This window comes from Micromonospora sp. DT44 (genome assembly GCF_049841635.1).
Classification (GTDB): Bacteria; Actinomycetota; Actinomycetes; order Mycobacteriales; family Micromonosporaceae; genus Micromonospora.
Genome location: NZ_JBNCKS010000089.1, coordinates 1 through 18268, shown reverse-complemented (window position 1 = coordinate 18268; position 18268 = coordinate 1). Strand labels below are relative to the sequence as shown.

The 18268-nt window shown below is 71.0% G+C and carries 19 protein-coding genes; 12 read left to right on the top strand and 7 right to left on the bottom strand.

Features of this window, described 5'->3' with window-relative positions:
• Nucleotides 1-412: 412 nt before the first annotated feature.
• Nucleotides 413-886: a hypothetical protein gene (locus ACLQ25_RS30950; protein WP_425734273.1), complete on the top strand. Its 474-nt coding sequence runs from the start codon at nucleotides 413-415 to the stop codon at nucleotides 884-886.
• Nucleotides 887-1042: 156 nt separating this feature from the next.
• Entirely contained in the window at nucleotides 1043-1819 is a 777-nt protein-coding gene (locus tag ACLQ25_RS30945) for a class F sortase (RefSeq protein WP_425734272.1), read from the top strand.
• Here ACLQ25_RS30945 and ACLQ25_RS30940 read toward each other — a convergent pair.
• The gene (locus tag ACLQ25_RS30940; protein ID WP_425734269.1) at nucleotides 1765-2544 is read right to left on the bottom strand and encodes a TioE family transcriptional regulator; all 780 of its coding nucleotides are present in this window, start codon (nucleotides 2542-2544) and stop codon (nucleotides 1765-1767) included. The genes ACLQ25_RS30945 and ACLQ25_RS30940 overlap by 55 nt on opposite strands.
• Nucleotides 2545-2598: 54 nt before the next feature.
• Between ACLQ25_RS30940 and ACLQ25_RS30935 the strand changes: the two genes are divergently transcribed.
• Nucleotides 2599-4185 (top strand): DUF6194 family protein, encoded by a 1587-nt coding sequence (locus tag ACLQ25_RS30935; protein WP_425734268.1) that lies wholly within the window; start codon nucleotides 2599-2601, stop codon nucleotides 4183-4185.
• Between the two features lie 78 nt (nucleotides 4186-4263).
• Here ACLQ25_RS30935 and ACLQ25_RS30930 read toward each other — a convergent pair whose 3' ends face one another.
• Nucleotides 4264-4800 (bottom strand): HNH endonuclease, encoded by a 537-nt coding sequence (locus ACLQ25_RS30930; protein WP_357133596.1) that lies wholly within the window; start codon nucleotides 4798-4800, stop codon nucleotides 4264-4266.
• Nucleotides 4801-5067: 267 nt separating this feature from the next.
• Here ACLQ25_RS30930 and ACLQ25_RS30925 point away from each other — a divergent pair, with 267 nt between their 5' ends.
• The 3 genes from ACLQ25_RS30925 to ACLQ25_RS30915 all read left to right on the top strand — a co-directional run bounded on the left by ACLQ25_RS30925 (nucleotide 5068) and on the right by ACLQ25_RS30915 (nucleotide 8240).
• Nucleotides 5068-6126, top strand: a complete 1059-nt coding sequence (locus tag ACLQ25_RS30925) for a mechanosensitive ion channel family protein (protein WP_425734271.1) — start codon at nucleotides 5068-5070, stop codon at nucleotides 6124-6126.
• A 236-nt stretch (nucleotides 6127-6362) separates the two neighbouring features.
• On the top strand, nucleotides 6363-7742 hold the full coding sequence (locus tag ACLQ25_RS30920; RefSeq protein ID WP_425734267.1) for an MFS transporter: 1380 nt from the start codon (nucleotides 6363-6365) through the stop codon (nucleotides 7740-7742).
• Nucleotides 7743-7808: 66 nt separating this feature from the next.
• Nucleotides 7809-8240 carry a globin gene (locus ACLQ25_RS30915; RefSeq protein WP_425734266.1) on the top strand — a complete coding sequence of 144 codons (432 nt, stop codon included), beginning with the start codon at nucleotides 7809-7811 and terminating at the stop codon, nucleotides 8238-8240.
• 35 nt (nucleotides 8241-8275) lie between these two features.
• On the opposite strand, the gene ACLQ25_RS30910 is transcribed toward ACLQ25_RS30915, so the two are convergent.
• The 4 genes from ACLQ25_RS30910 to ettA all read right to left on the bottom strand — a co-directional run bounded on the left by ACLQ25_RS30910 (nucleotide 8276) and on the right by ettA (nucleotide 11821).
• Nucleotides 8276-8860, bottom strand: a complete 585-nt coding sequence (locus ACLQ25_RS30910) for a YbjN domain-containing protein (protein ID WP_355052276.1) — start codon at nucleotides 8858-8860, stop codon at nucleotides 8276-8278.
• 132 nt (nucleotides 8861-8992) lie between these two features.
• A complete protein-coding gene (locus ACLQ25_RS30905) occupies nucleotides 8993-9709 on the bottom strand; it encodes a hypothetical protein (RefSeq protein ID WP_425734265.1) in 717 nt (238 codons plus the stop codon).
• Complete coding sequence (locus tag ACLQ25_RS30900; RefSeq protein ID WP_355052274.1) at nucleotides 9706-10152, bottom strand: acyl-CoA thioesterase; 447 nt, start codon at nucleotides 10150-10152, stop codon at nucleotides 9706-9708. The genes ACLQ25_RS30905 and ACLQ25_RS30900 overlap by 4 nt, the downstream gene beginning before the upstream one ends.
• The gene (gene ettA, locus ACLQ25_RS30895) at nucleotides 10145-11821 is read right to left on the bottom strand and encodes an energy-dependent translational throttle protein EttA (RefSeq protein WP_425734264.1); all 1677 of its coding nucleotides are present in this window, start codon (nucleotides 11819-11821) and stop codon (nucleotides 10145-10147) included. The genes ACLQ25_RS30900 and ettA overlap by 8 nt, the downstream gene beginning before the upstream one ends.
• Before the next feature lie 213 nt (nucleotides 11822-12034).
• Here ettA and ACLQ25_RS30890 point away from each other — a divergent pair, with 213 nt between their 5' ends.
• The 6 genes from ACLQ25_RS30890 to ACLQ25_RS30865 all read left to right on the top strand — a co-directional run bounded on the left by ACLQ25_RS30890 (nucleotide 12035) and on the right by ACLQ25_RS30865 (nucleotide 17790).
• On the top strand, nucleotides 12035-12319 hold the full coding sequence (locus tag ACLQ25_RS30890) for a hypothetical protein (protein WP_425734263.1): 285 nt from the start codon (nucleotides 12035-12037) through the stop codon (nucleotides 12317-12319).
• The gene (locus tag ACLQ25_RS30885) at nucleotides 12312-12698 is read left to right on the top strand and encodes a hypothetical protein (protein ID WP_425734262.1); all 387 of its coding nucleotides are present in this window, start codon (nucleotides 12312-12314) and stop codon (nucleotides 12696-12698) included. Before ACLQ25_RS30890 ends, ACLQ25_RS30885 begins: the two co-directional genes overlap by 8 nt.
• 142 nt (nucleotides 12699-12840) lie before the next feature.
• Nucleotides 12841-14241: an alpha,alpha-trehalose-phosphate synthase (UDP-forming) gene (locus ACLQ25_RS30880; protein WP_355052272.1), complete on the top strand. Its 1401-nt coding sequence runs from the start codon at nucleotides 12841-12843 to the stop codon at nucleotides 14239-14241.
• Between the two features lie 41 nt (nucleotides 14242-14282).
• A complete protein-coding gene (gene otsB, locus ACLQ25_RS30875; RefSeq protein WP_425734270.1) occupies nucleotides 14283-16844 on the top strand; it encodes a trehalose-phosphatase in 2562 nt (853 codons plus the stop codon).
• A gap of 137 nt (nucleotides 16845-16981) precedes the next feature.
• On the top strand, nucleotides 16982-17272 hold the full coding sequence (locus ACLQ25_RS30870; protein ID WP_425734261.1) for a DUF1778 domain-containing protein: 291 nt from the start codon (nucleotides 16982-16984) through the stop codon (nucleotides 17270-17272).
• Nucleotides 17269-17790 (top strand): N-acetyltransferase, encoded by a 522-nt coding sequence (locus tag ACLQ25_RS30865; protein WP_425734260.1) that lies wholly within the window; start codon nucleotides 17269-17271, stop codon nucleotides 17788-17790. The genes ACLQ25_RS30870 and ACLQ25_RS30865 overlap by 4 nt, the downstream gene beginning before the upstream one ends.
• A 29-nt stretch (nucleotides 17791-17819) precedes the next feature.
• Here ACLQ25_RS30865 and ACLQ25_RS30860 read toward each other — a convergent pair whose 3' ends face one another.
• Complete coding sequence (locus tag ACLQ25_RS30860) at nucleotides 17820-18086, bottom strand: hypothetical protein (RefSeq protein ID WP_425734259.1); 267 nt, start codon at nucleotides 18084-18086, stop codon at nucleotides 17820-17822.
• Nucleotides 18087-18268 lie beyond the last annotated feature (182 nt).

Sequence of the window (18268 nt, the reverse complement as noted above, 5' to 3'; positions counted from 1 at the left end):
CACCTTCGAAGGCCGCCTGTCCGCAGCCCGCAAGTAACCCCATCAAGATCCAGTTACACCGTTAAGTTGACAGTCCCCCGGAATACGAGGTATGCCCGGGTATGCGGCGACAGTAAGTGCAAGATCGCGGGACCCCGGGACCCAGCCCCGGTCGATCATGGAGTTGTGGTGGGCAGATCGTGATCAGATGCACCTTTTGCGGGGCACCACAACTCCATGATCGACGAGTGGGAGGGGCGGGAGGGGGCGGGGCGGGGGCGGGGGCGGGACGCGGGGGGGGTGGGGTTTGCCTTTGGGGTGGGGGGAAAGCAGCGCGCGTGCCCAGGGGAGGGTTCCGGCGGTCGTCGCCGGTTGGGGGGAAATCATGCAGGGTCTTCGCACGATCAACCGCGCGCTCTCGTCCGCTCTGACACTGATCGGACTCATCGGGGCGTTCGTCCTGCTGTCGGTCACGCCGGCCCGCGCGGGCGAGAACACCTTCGTCGAAGTGACACCGAACAGCGTCCCGGCGGGCAGCCGGGTCACGATCCGCGCGAGCTGCGACAACAACAACGATCGGCAGGCGAACGTACGCTCCGACGCGTTCGGGCACGTCATGCTCAGGCCGGACAACGGCCTCCTCAAGGGGGAGGTCACCGTTCCGGGTAACAAGGAGCCCGGTGACTACCAGGTCGACCTGCGCTGCCAGAACAACCAGACCGCGCAGACGATGCTGACCGTGCTCAACATGGCCTCGCCCAGCAAGGGGCCGGCGACCGGGGGCGGCGGCACCGCTAGCGGCCGGGGAACCGGCTCGGTCCTGGTCCTCGGCGGCGTGGCACTGGTGGCCGCCGCGGTCGCGCTCGGCATGATGGGCGGTCGGCGTCGGCCCGGAGCCGGCTCCTGACCCGGAGCTGCCATGACCCGCAGATCCGCGCGTACGCGGCCGGATGGCCCTGCCCGCTCCACGCGGTCGGATGGCCGTGCCCGCTCCACGCGGTCGGATGGCCCTGCCCGCTCCACGCGGTCGGACCGTACGGCCCGCGTCCGGGCAGCGAGGACACTGCGCGTCGCCGGCCGGCTGGTGGCCCGGGCCTCGGGCCGGCTGCGGCGGGTCGCCGGGCAGGCGGTCTCCGCCAGTGTCGCCACCACCGACCCGGACGCGCGCCCGCTGCCGCCGCGCCGTCCCGGCGGGCCGCCGTTGGCCCGGCGTCGGCTGGGCGGCGACGGTCCGGGGGTGCCGGTCCTGGTCATCGCCACGCTGATGGTGCTGATCGTGGCGATGCTCGGCGTCGAACGGGTGACCGGGGTGAGTCTGCTGCCGGACCGGATCAGCGCGGGCCTGCGGCCGCCGCCGAAGAAGTTCCCGGTACTGCCGGCCAGCCGACCGACCGCCCTCGCCATCGACACGATCGACCTGCGGGCGCCGCTGCACGACGTCGGCATCGCCCCGGATGGCACCATCGCCGTGCCCGACGTGGCCCGCGCGCAGGAGGCCGGCTGGTACGACCAGGGCCCCACCCCGGGGCAGTACGGGCCGGCGGTGATCGTCGGGCACGTGGACACGACCACCGGGCCGGCCGTCTTCCACCGGCTACGGGAACTGCGCTCCGGCGACCGGGTCGACATCACCCGCGCCGACGGCCGGGTGGCGGTCTTCGAGGTGGATTCGGTGGAGCGGTTCAGCAAGGATCGGCTACCGGTGGACGAGGTGTACGGCGACTTCAGCCGTCCCAGCCTGCGACTGATCACCTGCGGTGGCCGGTGGGTGGGTGGTGAGACCGGCTACTCGGAAAACCTGGTGGTCTTCGCCTCGCTGGTCGAGGCGCGTGGCGGGTGACCTCCCGCGCCGTCGTCGAGGTACGCGGCGAGCCGGGCGGCACCGGTGAGCATGGCCCGGCCGCGCTCGGTGAGTCGTCCGCGCCACTGGGCCAGCGACGCGGCCAGTGGTTCGGCGCCGCCGGCGTCCCGTACGCGACGCAGCACGTCGGCGATGTGGCTCAGCCGGTATCCGCCCCGGCGCAGCAGGTGGGCGAGTTCGGCGTCCCGGACGTCGTCGGGCGAGTAGACGCGGTGGCGGGTGACCCGGTCGCGCTCCGGTCGCAGGATTCCGGCCGCCTCCCACTTGCGCAGCGTCGCCGGTCGTACGCCGAGCCGGTGCGCGAGCACGCTGATCGGTACGGCCCGCCGGGTCTGCGGCGCGGGCTTCGTGGCGGTGAGCGTGCTGACCGCCACCTCGACCGCGTCCAGGGTCTCCCGGTCGCGTCGTAGCAGGCCGTGGCCGTCATCGATCGCCCGCAACGCGGTGTCGAGCTCGCCCCGGTTCACGGCGCGCATGATGTCGCCGCCGGCCGCGTGACCGTGGCCGGCGACGAGGGCGAGGTAGGCGTCAAGTGCCCGGGCGTGCGTCTCGGTGAACCGGCGGTACCCGCTGACGGTGCGCTCGGCCGGCGGCAGCACACCGTCGCGTTCGTAGTTGCGGACGGCCTGCGCCGACAGCCCGTGCCGCCGGGCGAGGTCGATCGGCCGTCGTACCCCTGGGTTTGAGGGTTCTGGGGTGACCACCGTGCTCCCTCGCTCTGAAGTCTCAACCGCTGGTTCAACGATACGGTCGATGCAATGACCACTCTTCTCGACCTGCTCGGCGGCTCACCGACCCTGCTCGCGATCGGCGAGCCGACGCATGGTGAATCCGCCTTGCTCCAGATCCGCAATGACACCTTCCTGACGCTGGCCGAGCACGGTTACCGCTCCATCGCCCTGGAGAGCGACCGGGCCGCCGGGCTGCTCGCCGACGAGTTCGTGGACGGCGGGTCCGTGCCGCTGGACCGCGCGCTCGCCGAGGGGTTCAGTCACGGCTTCGGTGCCGCCCCCGCCAACCGCGACCTGCTGCTGCGGATGCGGGAGTGGAACGCCGGACGGCCCGCCGCGCAGCGCCTGCGGTTCCACGGTTTCGACGCGCCGCTGGAGATCGAGGGCGCCCCGAGCCCGCGCCGGCACCTGACGCTCGTGTGCGACTTTCTCGGCCTGGACCGGTCGGCGGAGATTGATGACCTGGTCGGGGACGAGGCCCGGTGGAGCGACACGGCCGCCGTGTGGGAGCCGGGCCGGTCGGTCGGACGCTCGACGGACGCCCAGCGGCTGCGGGTCCTCGCCGACGACCTGCTGACCGAGCTGTTTCTCCAGGCGCACCGCCGGTCCGCGGGCTGGCGGGCGGCCCACGTGCACGCCATGTCCGCGGTCGCGTTGCTGCGGTACCACGCCGCGGCGGCGACCGACCTCGCGCCGGAGGAACGGTTCGCGCGCCTGGCCGGGGTCCGGGACGCGCTGATGGCCGAGAACCTGCTCGCGATCCGGGCGGTCGAGGCCGACCGGGGACCGACGCTGGTCTTCGCGCACAACACACACCTGCAACGCCATCCGGCCACCATGACGATGGGTGGCGCGACGGTGTCGTGGGCCGGCGCCGGCGCGATCGTCGGAGCGCTGCTGGGTGAGCGGTACGCGGTGGTGGTCGGCGCCCTCGGCGCGAGTCCGGCGCTCGGCATCGACGCGCCCGCCGCGTCGACGTACGAGGGTCGGCTCCAGCAGCGGGACGACCTCCCCGGGTACGTCCCGACGGCCGACATCGAGCCGGCCGAGCGCAGGACGCACGACTACCGCTACTTCCCGCTGGACCAGGCGACCATCGACAACGCCGACGCGGTGCTGTACATCCCGACCGGCGTCGACGCGGCCGTGCTCGCCGAGCGGATCGGCGCGCTGCCCGGCGTCGAACAGGTGGTGGCGAGCGCGGAGAACGGATCACCGGAGGCCGCGTGGGGCGATCGCTTCTTCCACGTCGGGCCGGACCGCCGCCAACCGTTCGCCACCATCGTCGAGCACGACGTGCCCGGCTTCGACGAGGCCGGGCAGCTCGACCGCCCCGGCGTCTTCCGGCTCAACCTGGAGCTGGGCCGGGCCGAGTTCGAAGAGGCGTTCGGCTTCGCGCCGGCTGCCTTCGAGGAGCATCGGGACGACTTCGACTACGCCCGGCTGGACACTCTCACGCCGCACCCGGGCTACGCGCTGTACGGCTTCGCCAGCATCGTGATGCCGGGTCCGCAGATGCTGCCCGAGATCGACCGGCTCCTGGAGATCGCGCACGCCCGGGCGGTCGACCGGCACGAGCGCGCGTCGCGTCGGGCCGCCGACCTGCGGGACTGAATCCGACGCCGGCCCCCCGGACGGCCGTCCTGGGGGCCGCGAGGCGCGCGGGTGCAGCCGGGGCCGCACGGGTACGGGTCAGGCTGCCGCTTCGGGCTCGCGCAGGTCGAGCCAGTCGGCCCAGCGCGGGTCCGGAGCACGGTGCCCGAGGACCCGCCACGCGGTGCCCTTCGGCGCGGCCGGCAGGGCGTGCAGCCGCCAACCCAACTCGGCCGGGGTCTTGTCGCCCTTGGTGTGGTTGCACCGCGCGCACGCGGCGACCACGTTCTCCCAGGCGTGCCGGCCGCCCCGGCTGCGCGGGAAGACGTGGTCGATGGTCTCGGCCGGGCCCCGGCAGTAGGCGCACCGCCAACCGTCGCGGGCGAAGATCGCCCGGCGGGACAGCCCGACGTGGGTGCGGTAGGGCACCCGGACGAAGCGGGTCAGTCGCACGACCGACGGCACCGGCAGCGCGTCCCGGGCGCTGTGCAGGATGCCGTCGCCGTCGGCGACGCAGACGGCCTTGGAGGAGAGGACGAGGATCGCGGCGCGACGCACCGACACGACACACAGCGGCTCGTAGGTGGCGTTGAGAACCAGCGCGCCGGAGCCCACCGCGGGTCGTATGTCAGGCATCGCGATCACCCTCCCGGTTCAGCGGCTGCTGCGAACCTGCCGCCGACCGGAGTTGGGCACGAGGGCCCGTACCGTCGACGCCCGTTCGATCACCGACGTCCGTTGCGCCAATAGTCCCTGATCGGACCCCGGATTGCACGTACTAATCCGGGGTCGGATGTGAAGCTCTTTTCCGCACCTGTCACGATGGCCGGTTCGCCCCGGTCCGACCCGGCGCTCCGGCGCATCTCACCCGGCTGGTGGGTCGGCGGCGGCCGGTCCGAGGTGTTGCGGTACGAAGACAGGGTGAGTGCCGCCAGCGTGACGCCCCTTGCCCTGTCCGACGTCGTGTCAGTGAACTGTCAGGGCAGCACCTCCTGCGAGTGGATCTACGGGATCACCCGCTCGGCGTGGTTCGCCGAGGGCAGCTACTGGATCCTGCTCAAGCCACTGCGGGTCCTGCTGATCCTGGCGCTGGCGATGGTGGCGCGCTGGGCGCTGCACAGGACGATCGACCGGCTGGTTCGGACGACCACCGACGGCGCGGTGCCGACGATGCTGCGGCCGCTACGCGAGCGGGTGCCCACCGCGGCGGTCGACCCGACCGAGTTCGTGCCGGAGCGGCGGCGGCAGCGGGCCGAGGCGATCGGCTCGGTGCTGCGCAGCCTGACCACGGCCTTCGTCTTCGGCATTGCGCTGTTGATGATCCTGCGCGAGTTCAGCTTCGACCTGGCGCCGCTGCTGGCCAGCGCCGGCATCGCCGGCGTCGCGCTGGGCTTCGGCGCGCAGAGCCTGGTCAAGGACCTGATCGCCGGTCTCTTCATGCTCATCGAGGACCAGTACGGCGTGGGCGACAACGTCGACCTCGGCGAGGCGACGGGTGTCGTGGAGTCGGTCGGGCTGCGCGTCACCACGGTCCGGGACGGGCGTGGCGTGCTCTGGTACATCCGCAACGGCGAGATCATCCGGGTCGGCAACAAGAGCCAGGGCTGGGCGCTGGTGGTGGTGGACCTGCCAATCGGCTTCAGCGGTACGGAGGAGGCCAGCGCGGTGCTGCGTACGGCCGCCGCGTCGGTGGCGGTGGACCCGGACCTGTCGCCGGAGATCGTGGAGGCGCCGGAGGTGCTGGGCGTCGAGCAGATGACGGTGGACGGCGCCGTGATCCGCACGGTGGTCAAGACGACTGCCGACGGCCAGTTCGCGGTGGGCCGGGAACTGCGGCGCAGGTTGGCGGAGGCGCTGGAGAATTCGGGCATCACCGCGCAGATCGCCGCTGCCCGCATCTACCCCGGCGTGCAGAGCCGGCCTCTGTCGGATGGTGAGACCGGTCAGGGTGGCGCCACCTGACCCGGTGACACTGGCCGGCAATCCAGGGGTCGCGGTCCAGCCGGCCCCTGGAGTATCGTCCGTTCGTTCAGTCGGGGATGCGACGAACGATCCGTTCGCCCTAGCTAGTCGTCGGACGATCGGGCAGAATCCCGAAGCACGCGTTCCCGCTGGAGCGCGGTCACATCCTCGCTGATCCGACAGATCTGACGAGTGTTCCCGGCCCGGCGGCCACAAGCAGCCGTGCCCGGGGGCCGATGGAGGCGACGGTGCCCGACGAGCGACCTTCCGCGGAAGGTCCGGCCACTTTTCGCGAGGTGTTTGCCCAACGTGAGTTCCGGGCTGTCTTCACCGCCGGGTCGCTGTCCTGGATCGGTGACTACGTCGCCAAGGCCGCCGTGACCCTCCTCGTCTACCAGCAGACCAGGTCCGTCGCGCTCTCCGCCGCCGCGTTCGCGGTGAGCTACCTGCCGTGGCTGCTCGGTGGTCCGCTGCTCGCCGCGCTGGCCGAGCGGCACCCGTACCGGCGGGTGATGGTGGCGTGTGACGTCATCCGGATGGTGCTGATGGTGCTCATCGCCCTCCCCGGTCTGCCGGTCTGGGTGGTGCTGGTGCTCCTCTTCACCACCACACTGGCCAACCCGCCCAGCCAGGCGGCGAAGTCGGCGCTGATGCCGCAGATCCTCACCGGAGACCGCCTGGTGGTCGGACTGTCGCTGAACGGCAGTATCGGGCAGGCCGCACAGGTCGTCGGGTACCTGTTCGGTGCCGCCGTCGCCTCGATCGACCCTACGGTCGCGCTGCTGTTCAACGCCGCGACCTTCGGCTTCTCGGCGCTGCTGCTGCGCTTCGGCGTCCGGAATCACGCTGCCGCGATGGCCACCGGCCACCGAGACCACCTGCTGCGGGAGACCGCCGAGGGCTTCGGGATCGTCTTCCGTACGCCGGTGTTGCGGGCCATCGCGGTGCTGGTGTTCAGCGCGATGCTCTTCTCGATCGTCCCTGAGGGGCTGGCCGCCGCCTGGGCCAACGAGGACGCCAGGAGCGGCATGGCCGCCGGTACCGCGCAGGCTGTCATCATGGTCGCCAGTCCGGTGGGCTTCATCCTCGGCGGGCTGCTGGTGAGCCGGTTGTGCGGCCCGGCCCGCCGGTTGGCCATGATGCGCCCGCTCGCGGTGCTCGCCCCACTGGCGCTGGTGCCCGCGCTGTTCGATCCGCCACCGCTGGTGGTGGCGCTGCTGGCCGCCCTGTGCGGATTCGCGGTCGCCGGCATGCTCCCGATGGCCAACGGGCTGTTCATCCGGGCCCTGCCGGCCGGGTTCCGGGCTCGCGCGTTCGGCGTGATGGCCACCGGTGTGCAGGTCATCCAGGGACTCGCCGTGCTGGTCACCGGGTTGCTCGCCGAACGGTTCCCCATCCCGGTGGTGGTCGGCCTCTGGAGCGCCGCGGGAGTGCTGCTGATGGCTGTCGCCGCCCTGCGCTGGCCGAGCCGGCAGACGGTGGAGGAGGCGGTGGCGGCCGCCACGGCCGCCAACGTCGCGCAGGCCCGCGCGGCGGGCGACGTCGCCGTCAACGGGACGACGGCGCTCACCGACCCCCGGGCAGCCGGAGGCCACCGTCGGCATGCGGTCACGTGATCCACGGGGTGAGCCGACGCACGGCCTCCGGGTCGGGTCCACGGCCGGCGCACCTGGCAGGATGGAATGGTGAACCCCGCAGGTGAATCCGACCGTCCCGACGCGTCGATGACGCTCTTCGAAGCGGTCGGCGGCGAACCCACCTTCCGCAAGCTGGTGGACGAGTTCTACGTCGGCGTCGCCAGCGATCCGCTGCTGCGACCCATGTACCCGGAGGAGGACCTGGGCCCGGCGGCCGACCGGTTGACCCTGTTCCTGATGCAGTACTGGGGTGGGCCGAACACGTACTCCGCGCAGCGCGGTCACCCACGGCTGCGGATGCGGCACGCCCCGTTCCGGATCGGTGTGGCCGAGCGGGACGCCTGGCTGCGGCACATGCGCCAGGCGGTGGACCGGCTCGACCTGGAACCGCAGCTCGCCGTCGCCCTCTGGGACTACCTGGAGCGGGCCGCGTACTTCATGGTCAACGCCATGGAGGACCCGGCCGAGCGCGCCTGACGGCGCGCGCACCGGGCACGCGGGCCGCGCCCGTCTCAGAGCAGCGCGCCCTCGTCGTGCAGCCAGTCCACGAAGCTGGTGGCCACCGCCGCGCCGCAGTCGAGCATCTCGACCAGCAGCGCGTCGTGCGTACCGGCGCCGAGGGGGACCTGCAGCTCGGCGTAGATCGGTAGCTGCCCGCGCTCGGTCGGATCGCCGATGTACGCCTTGCAGAAGCGGCGGGTGTGGTTCCACTCGTTGACCACCCGGTAGGCCCGGTCGGCCCAGTCGGGCGGGACCGTGGCGTGCGGGCGGGCCCGCATCACCAGGATCTCGTCCTCCGGACCCTCAAGGGTCACCAGCACGGCGTGGCGCTCCCACATGGCCAGCAGGTTGCCGTCACCGTCGGCCAGGTAACGCACGTCGAGCAGGTCGAGTGCGTCACAGACCCGGCGCAGGCTCACCGGCTCAATGGTGGCCGCCATCTCGGCCAGTACGGGTCGGTCGCTGCCCGGGCAGTCGTCCCCCGGCTGGCGAGGACTCGGCGGCCCGACCCGGACCGCGCTCTCCACTGTGATCCCGCTTCGGGTTTCCGGATCACCGCCGTCGGCGGGACCGGGGCGCCATGACCACCACGGCATCGCTCGTCGCACCTCACTCCCCAGCGGATCCAGACGCCTACGGTGCGTTGGATCCGAGGATGGACGGTACCCGGACAGCCGGGTTGAAGCATCCCCCCAACGACCCCACCGGCCCAGAAGAATGAACGGGGGTCATCCGTTCGGACGAGTAGCGAGGGGAGTTACGGCGAGATCGGTGGCCTTCTGCAACCAGGCCGCTCCGTACGGTCCCACCAGGCCCACCCAACGGCCGGCGATCCTCACCCGCACCTCGGCGCGCGCCGGAGGGACAGCCGGCTCGTCGACCGCACCGAGGAAGCCCATCCGGACCAGTCCCTGCACCAGTCGCTGCGGCACCTCGACCGGCGGGCCCGGCGGATCGTCCGGCGTGACCACCACGGCCACGTGGTCGAGCAGCGCGTCGCGCAGGGCCCGCTGACCCACCGCGCGTCCCGCCACCCCCTCGGCACTCGCCGTACGCAGGGTGCCCGCCGCTGCGGCCGCGATCCGGCGCACCTCGACGTCGGGCAGCACCTCGACCGGCTCGCTGCGAGCCGGCGGCAGGGGCCAGCGCCACTGCGCGTCCCGGCGCTCCGGCAACGCCGTACCGCCGCGTCCCAGCTCGGCCAGCAGGTCGGCCGCGCCCACGGTGACGTCCCCGGCGGCGTCCCCGGCCACCGTGGAGGCGACCAGCACCTGCCACGGCAGCCGGGCCCACAGGACGACCCGCCCGGGAGCGCCGGCCGGCCGCAGCCGCACCGGCGCTCCCGGGTCCAGGCGGACCAGCCGGGCCAGGAAGGCGCCCGCGTCGGCCACTCCGGCCAGGCCGTGGCCGGACGGCGATGCCGCCACCCGTTCCGGCCGCGTCACGATCCGCCGCCCTGCGGGGCGTACGTCAGCAGGAAGTCCCGCTCCTCGACGGTGATCCGCCGGGGCACCTGACGCGTCAGGTCGAACGGCACCAGCACCGAGCGGGCACGACTGGCCAGCACCTCACCGTCGTACAGCTCGTAGGCGACGGTGAACCGGGACGCCTTGATCTCCTCCACCCACAGCTCGATGCGGACCGTGGGCGCGGACTCCGCGGTGGCCCGTCCGAGCGCGTAGTCGACCGGGCGCAGGTAGTCGACCTCGTGCCGGCGGATCACCACCCCGTCGGCGAACGAGCCCACTCCCCAGGCCCGGCCGCCGGCGAACATCAACGCCACCCGCGCCTCCTCGTACAGCGTGAGGAAGCGCGAGTTGTTGACGTGTCCGTACGCGTCCAGGTCGGACCAGCGCAACGTGCAGTGGTAGACGAACCGGTCAGTCACGGGTCAGCTTGCGGTAGGTCACCCGGTGCGGCCGGGCGGCCTCCGCGCCGAGGCGGTCGATCTTGTTCTTCTCGTACGCCTCGAAGTTGCCCTCGAACCAGAACCACCTGGACGGGTCCTGGTCGTCGCCCTCCCACGCCAGGATGTGCGTGGCGACGCGGTCCAGGAACATCCGGTCGTGGGAGATGACCACGGCGCAGCCGGGGAACTCCAGCAGCGCGTTCTCCAGGCTGGACAGGGTCTCCACGTCCAGGTCGTTCGTCGGCTCGTCGAGCAGGATGACGTTGCCGCCGATCTTCAGGGTCAGCGCCAGGTTGAGCCGGTTGCGCTCGCCGCCGGAGAGCACCTTGGTCGGCTTCTGCTGGTCCGGCCCCTTGAAGCCGAACGCGGCGATGTACGCCCGCGACGGCATCTCGACCTTGCCCACCATCAGGTAGTCCAGACCGTCGGAGACGACCTCCCAGACGGTCTTGTCGCCATTGAGGCCCTCGCGGTTCTGGTCGACGTACGACAGCGAGACGGTCGGACCGACCCGCACCTCGCCGCCGGTCGGCTCCTCCAGCCCGACGATGGTCTTGAACAGGGTGGTCTTGCCGACGCCGTTCGGGCCGATGATGCCGACGATGCCGTTGCGCGGCAGCGAGAACGACAGGTTGTCGATGAGCAGCCGGTCACCGAAGCCCTTGCTGAGGTTGTTCGCCTCGATGACCGTGCCGCCCAGGCGCGGGCCCGGCGGGATCTGGATCTCCTCGAAGTCCAGCTTGCGGGTCTTCTCCGCCTCGGCGGCCATCTCGTCGTACCGGTCGAGGCGGGCCTTGGACTTGGTCTGCCGGGCCTTGGCGTTGGAGCGGACCCACTCCAGCTCCTCGGTGAGGCGCTTCTTCATTTTGGCGTCGCGGCGGCCCTCGACGGCCAGCCGGGCGGCCTTCTTCTCCAGGTAGGTGGAGTAGTTGCCCTCGTACGGGTAGGCCCGGCCACGGTCCAGCTCGAGGATCCAGTTGGCCACGTTGTCGAGGAAGTACCGGTCGTGCGTGATCGCCATGACGGTGCCGGCGTACTTGGCCAGGTGCTGCTCCAGCCAGGAGACGCTCTCCGCGTCCAGGTGGTTGGTGGGCTCGTCGAGCAGCAGCAGGTCGGGGGCCTCCAGCAGCAGCTTGCAGAGCGCGACCCGGCGGCGCTCACCACCGGAGAGCTGGGTCACGTCGGCGTCCGGCGGCGGGCAGCGCAGGGCGTCCATGGCCAGTTCGAGCTTGGAGTCGACGTCCCAGGCGTCGAGGTGGTCCAGCTCCTCCTGGAGCTTGCCCATCTCCTCCATCAGCTCGTCGGAGTAGTCGGTGGCCATCTGCTCGGCGATCTTGTTGAACCGCTCCAGCTTGGCCTTGGTCTCGGCGACCGCCTCCTCGACGTTGCCGAGCACGGTCTTGGCCTCGTTGAGCGGGGGCTCCTGGGCGAGCATGCCGACGGTGTAGCCGGGCATGAGCCGGGCCTCGCCGTTGCTCGGCTTGTCCAGCCCTGCCATGATCTTGAGGAGGCTGGACTTACCGGCGCCGTTCGGACCGAGCACACCGATCTTGGCTCCCGGCAGGAAGCTCAACGTGACGTTGTCGAGCACGACCTTGTCGCCGTGCGCCTTGCGCGCCTTTTCCAGGACGTAGATGTACTGGGCCACGGTGCGGGCTACCTCCGTCGGTTTGCTGTCGCCTGAGTGGGCGGCGCGGCGCGGGCTGAGACCTCCGCCCGCCGCCGCCGGCCAGGAGCCGGCCGCGCGCACGCCATCGTCAATCCTGACAGGTACGGCGCGCTTCGCCCACATCACCCCGCCCCAGGAGTACGCCGGCGAGCCTCGTTGTCGATGGCGGTATTACTTAGTAACGTCTCCAGTATGACCAAGAAGATCGCCATCAGTGTGCCGGATGACGTGGCGGAGCGGCTGGCCGAGGAAGCCAACGTTTCCGCCTTCATCACTGACTCCGTTCGTCAGCGGATGGCCAGCGAGCGCACCCGACGGGCGCTGCGACAGGTGGGCTTCCGACTGACGGACGAAGGCCTCGCCGAGGCGAGCAGAAAACTCGACGAGGCGCACGCAAAGATCACCCCTGAACTGCGCTCCAAGGCGGCCGCCCTGCTGGCCGAGGCGTCTCGCGGACGGATGGCCATTCGTGACTGACGCCGGCCTCGTCCTCGACACCGGATGCCTGCTCGCCTATTCGGAGGGCGCGGAGGCGGTCGGGGAGCAGATCGCGAAAGTCGCGGACAGGGGACAGGGCGTGATCATCCCGGCACTCTGCCTGGCAGCCGCGTACCGCCAGGTGACCAGCGACGGCTGGCCACTGCTCGACATCGTCGGCGACTTGGGACAGGTCATTGTCACTCCGGTGGAGCACGACAAGTGCGCCGTTCTCGGCGGCTGGTCGCGGGCCCTCGGCGGCATGGATCTTGCCCAGGCCGCGATGGAGGCGGCTCGGGCGATGACGCCGATCATGACTGATCGGCGGGAGCTGCTCGGTGAGGTGCTGCCCAAGGAATGGCCGATCATCGACCTCTGACCGGTGGGCTGTCGACAAGATCACCTCCAGGATTCGCCACGGAGCGGGCGGGTAGGAGACTCCGGCACGGGGCACAAGACACCGCAGCTACGCTCAGTACGCTCATCGCGGTGGACCCGTCAGTACCCGGAGGTGGCCGATCGTGACCGTCCGTAGCTCCTTTGTCGTAGTGGCGAACCGTCTGCCGGTCGACGAGGTGAGCACACCCGAGGGACGGCAGTGGCGACGCAGCCCCGGTGGGCTCGTCACCGCGCTGCATCCCGTACTCGCCGAGCACCAGGGCACCTGGGTGGGCTGGGCCGGCGGCACCGGCGCCGCCCCCGAGCCGTTCGACCTGGAGGGCATCCGGCTGCACCCGGTCCCGTTGAGCGCCGAGGAGCTGGAGCGCTACTACGAGGGCCAGTCCAACGCGACGATCTGGCCGCTCTACCACGACGCGGTGGAGACACCGGCGTACAAGCGTCGCTGGCGTGAGGCGTACCGGCTGGTCAACGCCCGGTTCGCGGAGGCCGCAGCCGACGTGGCGGCCGAGGGCGCGACGGTCTGGGTGCAGGACTACCAGCTCCAGCTCGTGCCGGCCATGCTCCGCGAGCTGCGCCCGGACCTGCGGATCGGCTTCTTCCTGCACATCCCGTTCCCGCCGATCGAGCTGTTCATGCAGATGCCGTTCCGTACCGAGCTGCTGCGCGGCCTACTGGGCGCGGACCTGGTGGGCTTCCAGCAGCGGTTGGCCGCGCAGAACTTCGTCCGGCTGGCCCGGCACCTGCTCGGGCTCCGCTACGAGGGTCAGATGATCCAGGTCGACGGTCGGCAGGTGAAGGCGGGCGCCTTCCCCATCTCCATCGACACGCAGGAGATGGAGCGGATGGCGGCCGACCCGGCGATCCAGGCGCGGGCCAAGCAGATCCGGGCCGAACTGGGCGACCCGAAGACGATAATCCTGGGCGTGGACCGGCTCGACTACACCAAGGGCATCGAGTTGCGCCTGAAGGCGTTCCGCGAGTTGCTTGCTGACGGAAAGTTGACAGTTCCGGACGCCGTTATGGTGCAGGTGGCCACGCCGAGCCGCGAGCGCGTCGAGCACTACCAGGCACTTCGGGTCAAGGTCGAGCGCGAAGTTGGTCGGATTAATGGCGAATTCGGCCGAGTCGGCGTGCCGGCCGTGCATTACCTCCATCAGTCGTACAGTCGCAGTGAACTGGCCGCGATGTACGTTGCTGCGGACGTGATGATGGTGACTCCGCTGCGAGACGGCATGAATCTCGTGGCCAAGGAGTACGTCGCATCCCGTGCCGACCAGGGCGGTGCGCTCGTGCTCAGCGAGTTCGCTGGCGCCGCAACGGAGCTGCGCCAGGCATTCCTTTGTAACCCGCACGACCCGGACGCGGTGAAGGACGCCCTGCTCCGGGCCGTGCACGTGGAGAAAACCGAGGCACGCCGCCGGATGCGGACAATGCAACGTCACCTGCGTACCCACGACGTGGGGCACTGGGCCAAGTCTTTCCTCTCCGAACTGGGAGTTTCCGAGGCGGAGGCCGCGTGAACACGGCCGTCAACGACGGAACGGCGATCGCCACCGGGGTGATGGATCCCGAACTGCGATCCGCCATCGGCCGGATCGCCCGGGTTCCGCAACTCCTGATCGCCTGCGACTACGACGGCACACTCGCGCCGATCGTGGAGGATCCCAGCACCGCCGTACCGCTGCCTGAGTCGGTGGCCGCGATCCGCGCGCTCGCGGCGCTACCGCAGACGAGCGTGGCCGTGGTCTCCGGTCGCGCCCTGCGCGACCTGGCCGCGCTCTCCCGGCTGCCCAGCGAGGTACACCTCGTCGGCAGCCACGGCTCCGAATTCGACATCGGCTTCGTCGAGCGCCTCTCCCCCGAGCTGGTCGCGGTCCGCACCCAGGTGCGCAACGCGCTGCGCGAGATCGCCGCCGAACACCCGGGCATCCGGCTCGAACGCAAGCCGGCCAGCGTGGCGGTGCACACCCGGGGCGTCGACCCGCAGGTCGCCGCCGCCGCCATCGAGGCCGTCCGAAACGGCCCGGCCGCCTTCGACGGCGTCACCGTGACGCAGGGCAAGGAGGTCATCGAGCTGTCCGTGGTGGCCACCCACAAGGGCACGGCCGTCGACCAGCTACGGACCCAGCTCTCGGCGAGCGCGGTGCTCTTCATCGGCGACGACGTCACCGACGAGAACGCGTTCGGCAACCTGCACGGGCCGGACCTCGGTATCAAGATCGGTCCCGGCGACACCAAGGCGAGCTTCCGGGTGGCCGAGCCCATCGAGGCCGCCCGCGCGCTCGGGCTGCTGCTGGAGACCCGTCGGCACTGGCTGTTCGGCGAGCGGGCGGTGCCCATCGAGCGGCACTCGATGCTGGCCAACGGTCGTACCGTCGCCCTGCTCACCCCCGAGGCGAAGGTGAGCTGGCTCTGCCACCCCAAGCCGGACTCGGCGGCGATCTTCGCCGACCTGGTCGGCGGCAGCCCGGCCGGTCACTTCAGCGTCGCCCCGGAGCGCGGCGGCATCCCGCTAGGCCAGCGCTACCGCTCCGGCACGATGACCGTCGAGACCCGATGGTCCGGGCTCACGGTCACCGACTGGCTGGACAAGCCGGCCCGCGAGACGACGCCGGACGGTCCCGCCGTGGTCACCGGCGACTCGACCCTGGTCCGCGTCCTCAGCGGCAACGGCCGGGTCCGGGTGGAGTTCGCGCCGCGCCCCGAGTTCGGCCAGGTGGCCGTGCAGTTGCAGCCCGTCGGCGACGGGCTGCTGGTGCTCGGCTCAAACGAACCGATCGCCCTCTACTCCCCCGGCGTGGAATGGCAGGTCAACAACGACGGTGGGTACGAGACCGCCAAGGCGGTCGTCGACCTCTCCGCCGCTGGTGGGCAGGTCGTGCTGGAGCTGCGCTTCGGCACGCACAGCCTGGAGCACCACCGGGTGCCGATCCACGAGCGGCAGGCCGCGGCCGAGCAGCCCTGGAAGGACTGGGTGGCCTCGTTGCGGCTGCCGTCCACCTCCCGTGACCTGGTCGCGCGCAGCGCCCTCACCCTGCGCGGGCTCTGCCACGAGACGACCGGCTCGATCCTCGCCGCGGCCACCACCTCCCTGCCGGAGGAACTGGGCGGCGTCCGCAACTGGGACTACCGCTACTGCTGGCTGCGCGACGCGGCGCTGACCGCCCGCGCGCTCGTCGACCTCGGCTCCATCGACGAGGCCGAGGCGTTCCTGCGCTGGGTGGACGGCTGCATCGAGCGCACCGGCGGCCACCCGGAGCGGCTGCACCCGCTCTACACCATCGACGGCTACGAACTGGGCGCCGAGGCGGTCATCGACACGCTGCCCGGGTACGCCGGCTCCCGGCCGGTCCGGGTCGGCAACCTCGCCAACCACCAGCTCCAGCTCGACGTGTTCGGCCCCATCGCCGACCTGATCGCGGCCGTCGCCGACGCGCGCGGCTCGGTTCGCGACGACGAGTGGCGGGTCCTGGAGAACATGGTCGAGGCGGTCCGCCGCCGCTGGCACGAGCCCGACCACGGCATCTGGGAGGCGCGGCTGCCACCCCGGCACCACGTCTTCTCGAAGGTGATGTGCTGGATGACCGTCGACCGGGCGCTGCACGTGATGCGTCAGCACGGCGGCGAGGACCGGCCCGAGTGGACGGACCTGCGCGACCGGATCGGCGCCAACGTGCTGGAGCACGGCTGGCACGACGACGTCGAGGCGTACAGCGTCGCGTACGGGGACGAGGACATGGACGCCTCGTCGCTCTGGATCGGCCTCTCCGGCCTGCTCCCGGGTGACGACCCGCGCTTCCTGTCCACGGTCCTGAAGATCGAGGCGGACCTGCGCAGCGGCCCGGTCGTCTACCGGTACCACTGGGACGACGGCCTGCCCGGCCGCGAGGGCGGTTTCCACATCTGCACGGCGTGGCTGATCGAGGCGTACCTGCGCACCGGCCGCCGCACCGACGCGGAGGAACTGTTCGCGCAGATGGTGCTGACCGCCGGTCCGACCGGCCTGCTCCCCGAGCAGTACGACCCGCTCGCCGAGCGCGGCCTGGGCAACCACCCGCAGGCGTACAGCCACCTCGGGTTGATCCGCTGTGCCCTGCTGCTGGACAACATGCTCAAGCAGTAGCGCGACCGCGCGTGCGACGGGGCCTGAGCGCTAGCGCTCCGGCCCCGTCGTGATCCACTCCAGGCCGGCATGTTTCGCAGGCCGACTCTTAACATGTACGGCTTGTCGGTGGCGTACATTGTGCGTACGATCCGGGTGTGAGTGCGAAGGCGGAACGGCTGCACCTGCGGCTGGACGAGCGGCAAAAGGCGTTGCTGGAGGCTGCCAGCGAGGCGTCTGGGGACAGCGTGTCGACGTTTGTGCTGAAGGCGGCGACCGAAGCGGCGGCGGATGTGCTCGCCGACCGGCGGGTGTTCCTGCTGGATGAGGACGCCTGGCAGGTCTTCGACGAGGCGCTGGAGGCTCCTGCGCAGGATGTTGCCGGGTTGCGGGAACTGTTGACCCGCCGGACGGTGCTCGATCCGCCGACGGACGGTGCGGCGCGGTGAGTGCACGCTTCCCGCCCGTAGAGGCACTGTCAACCGGGCACGTGCTGACCGGGTTCGACTGCGGGTCCCGGGCGCAGTCCGTGTGGCTGGTCGAGCATGCCATGCAAGCCCATCGAGCGGGGCTGTCGCGCGTGTACGTGGTGCGCGATGCCGACCACCCGGATCAGCGAGTGGCCGGCTACTACGCCCTCGCCGCCGGCAGCGTCGCCCCGGCCGATGCCTCCCCGCGACTGCGGCAGGGTGCCGGTCGCTACCACCAACCGGTGGTGATCTTGACTCGGCTTGGCGTTGACCGATCCGCCCAAGGCGTTGGCTTGGGTCGGGCCCTGGTGGTCGACGCCCTGCGGCGGATCGCTACAGCCGGAGAGGTCGTCGGCGTACGGGCGGTGCTCATCCACTGCGAGAGCGAGTCCGCCCGTGACTTCTACCTGCGACTGGCCAAGTTCGAGGCCAGCCCGACCGACCCGATGCACCTGCTGTTGCTGATGAAGGATCTACGCCGGGCACTCGAGGGCTGAATTGCGGCCGACCTGGTAGAACCCTTGCTTCACGTGCGTACGCGCGAACTGGACCGCCTCGGTTGCACACTCGCCGGGGCGGTTCGCCGTTGGATGACCAGCCCGGCCTTCATGACGTACACCTCTCGCTTGGCGATGGCGTTGCCCCTCATATCCAGCACGTACCCGGTAATCCAGATCCAGTCGTGGTACGGGTCGGCCTCGCCAACCGACACGACGCGCAACATCAGCGCGCGGTCCCCGGTGAACTGCGGCGAGCAGGCCGCCCCGACCAACACGATGTCTCCCGACTTCACGACAGCCACCCGATGAATCGGCGGTACACGGCGTTGGCGGGAGCCCAGGTCATGTCCTGCATAGCCGCCGCCAGGTGCGACCCCATGTAGATCCGGAGGGCGGCCGGCGGATTCGAGCTGTCGTCGCAACGGTGACGATCGTCAGGGTGCCAGAGCTGTGTGGAAGACGTCGGCCGGGGTGC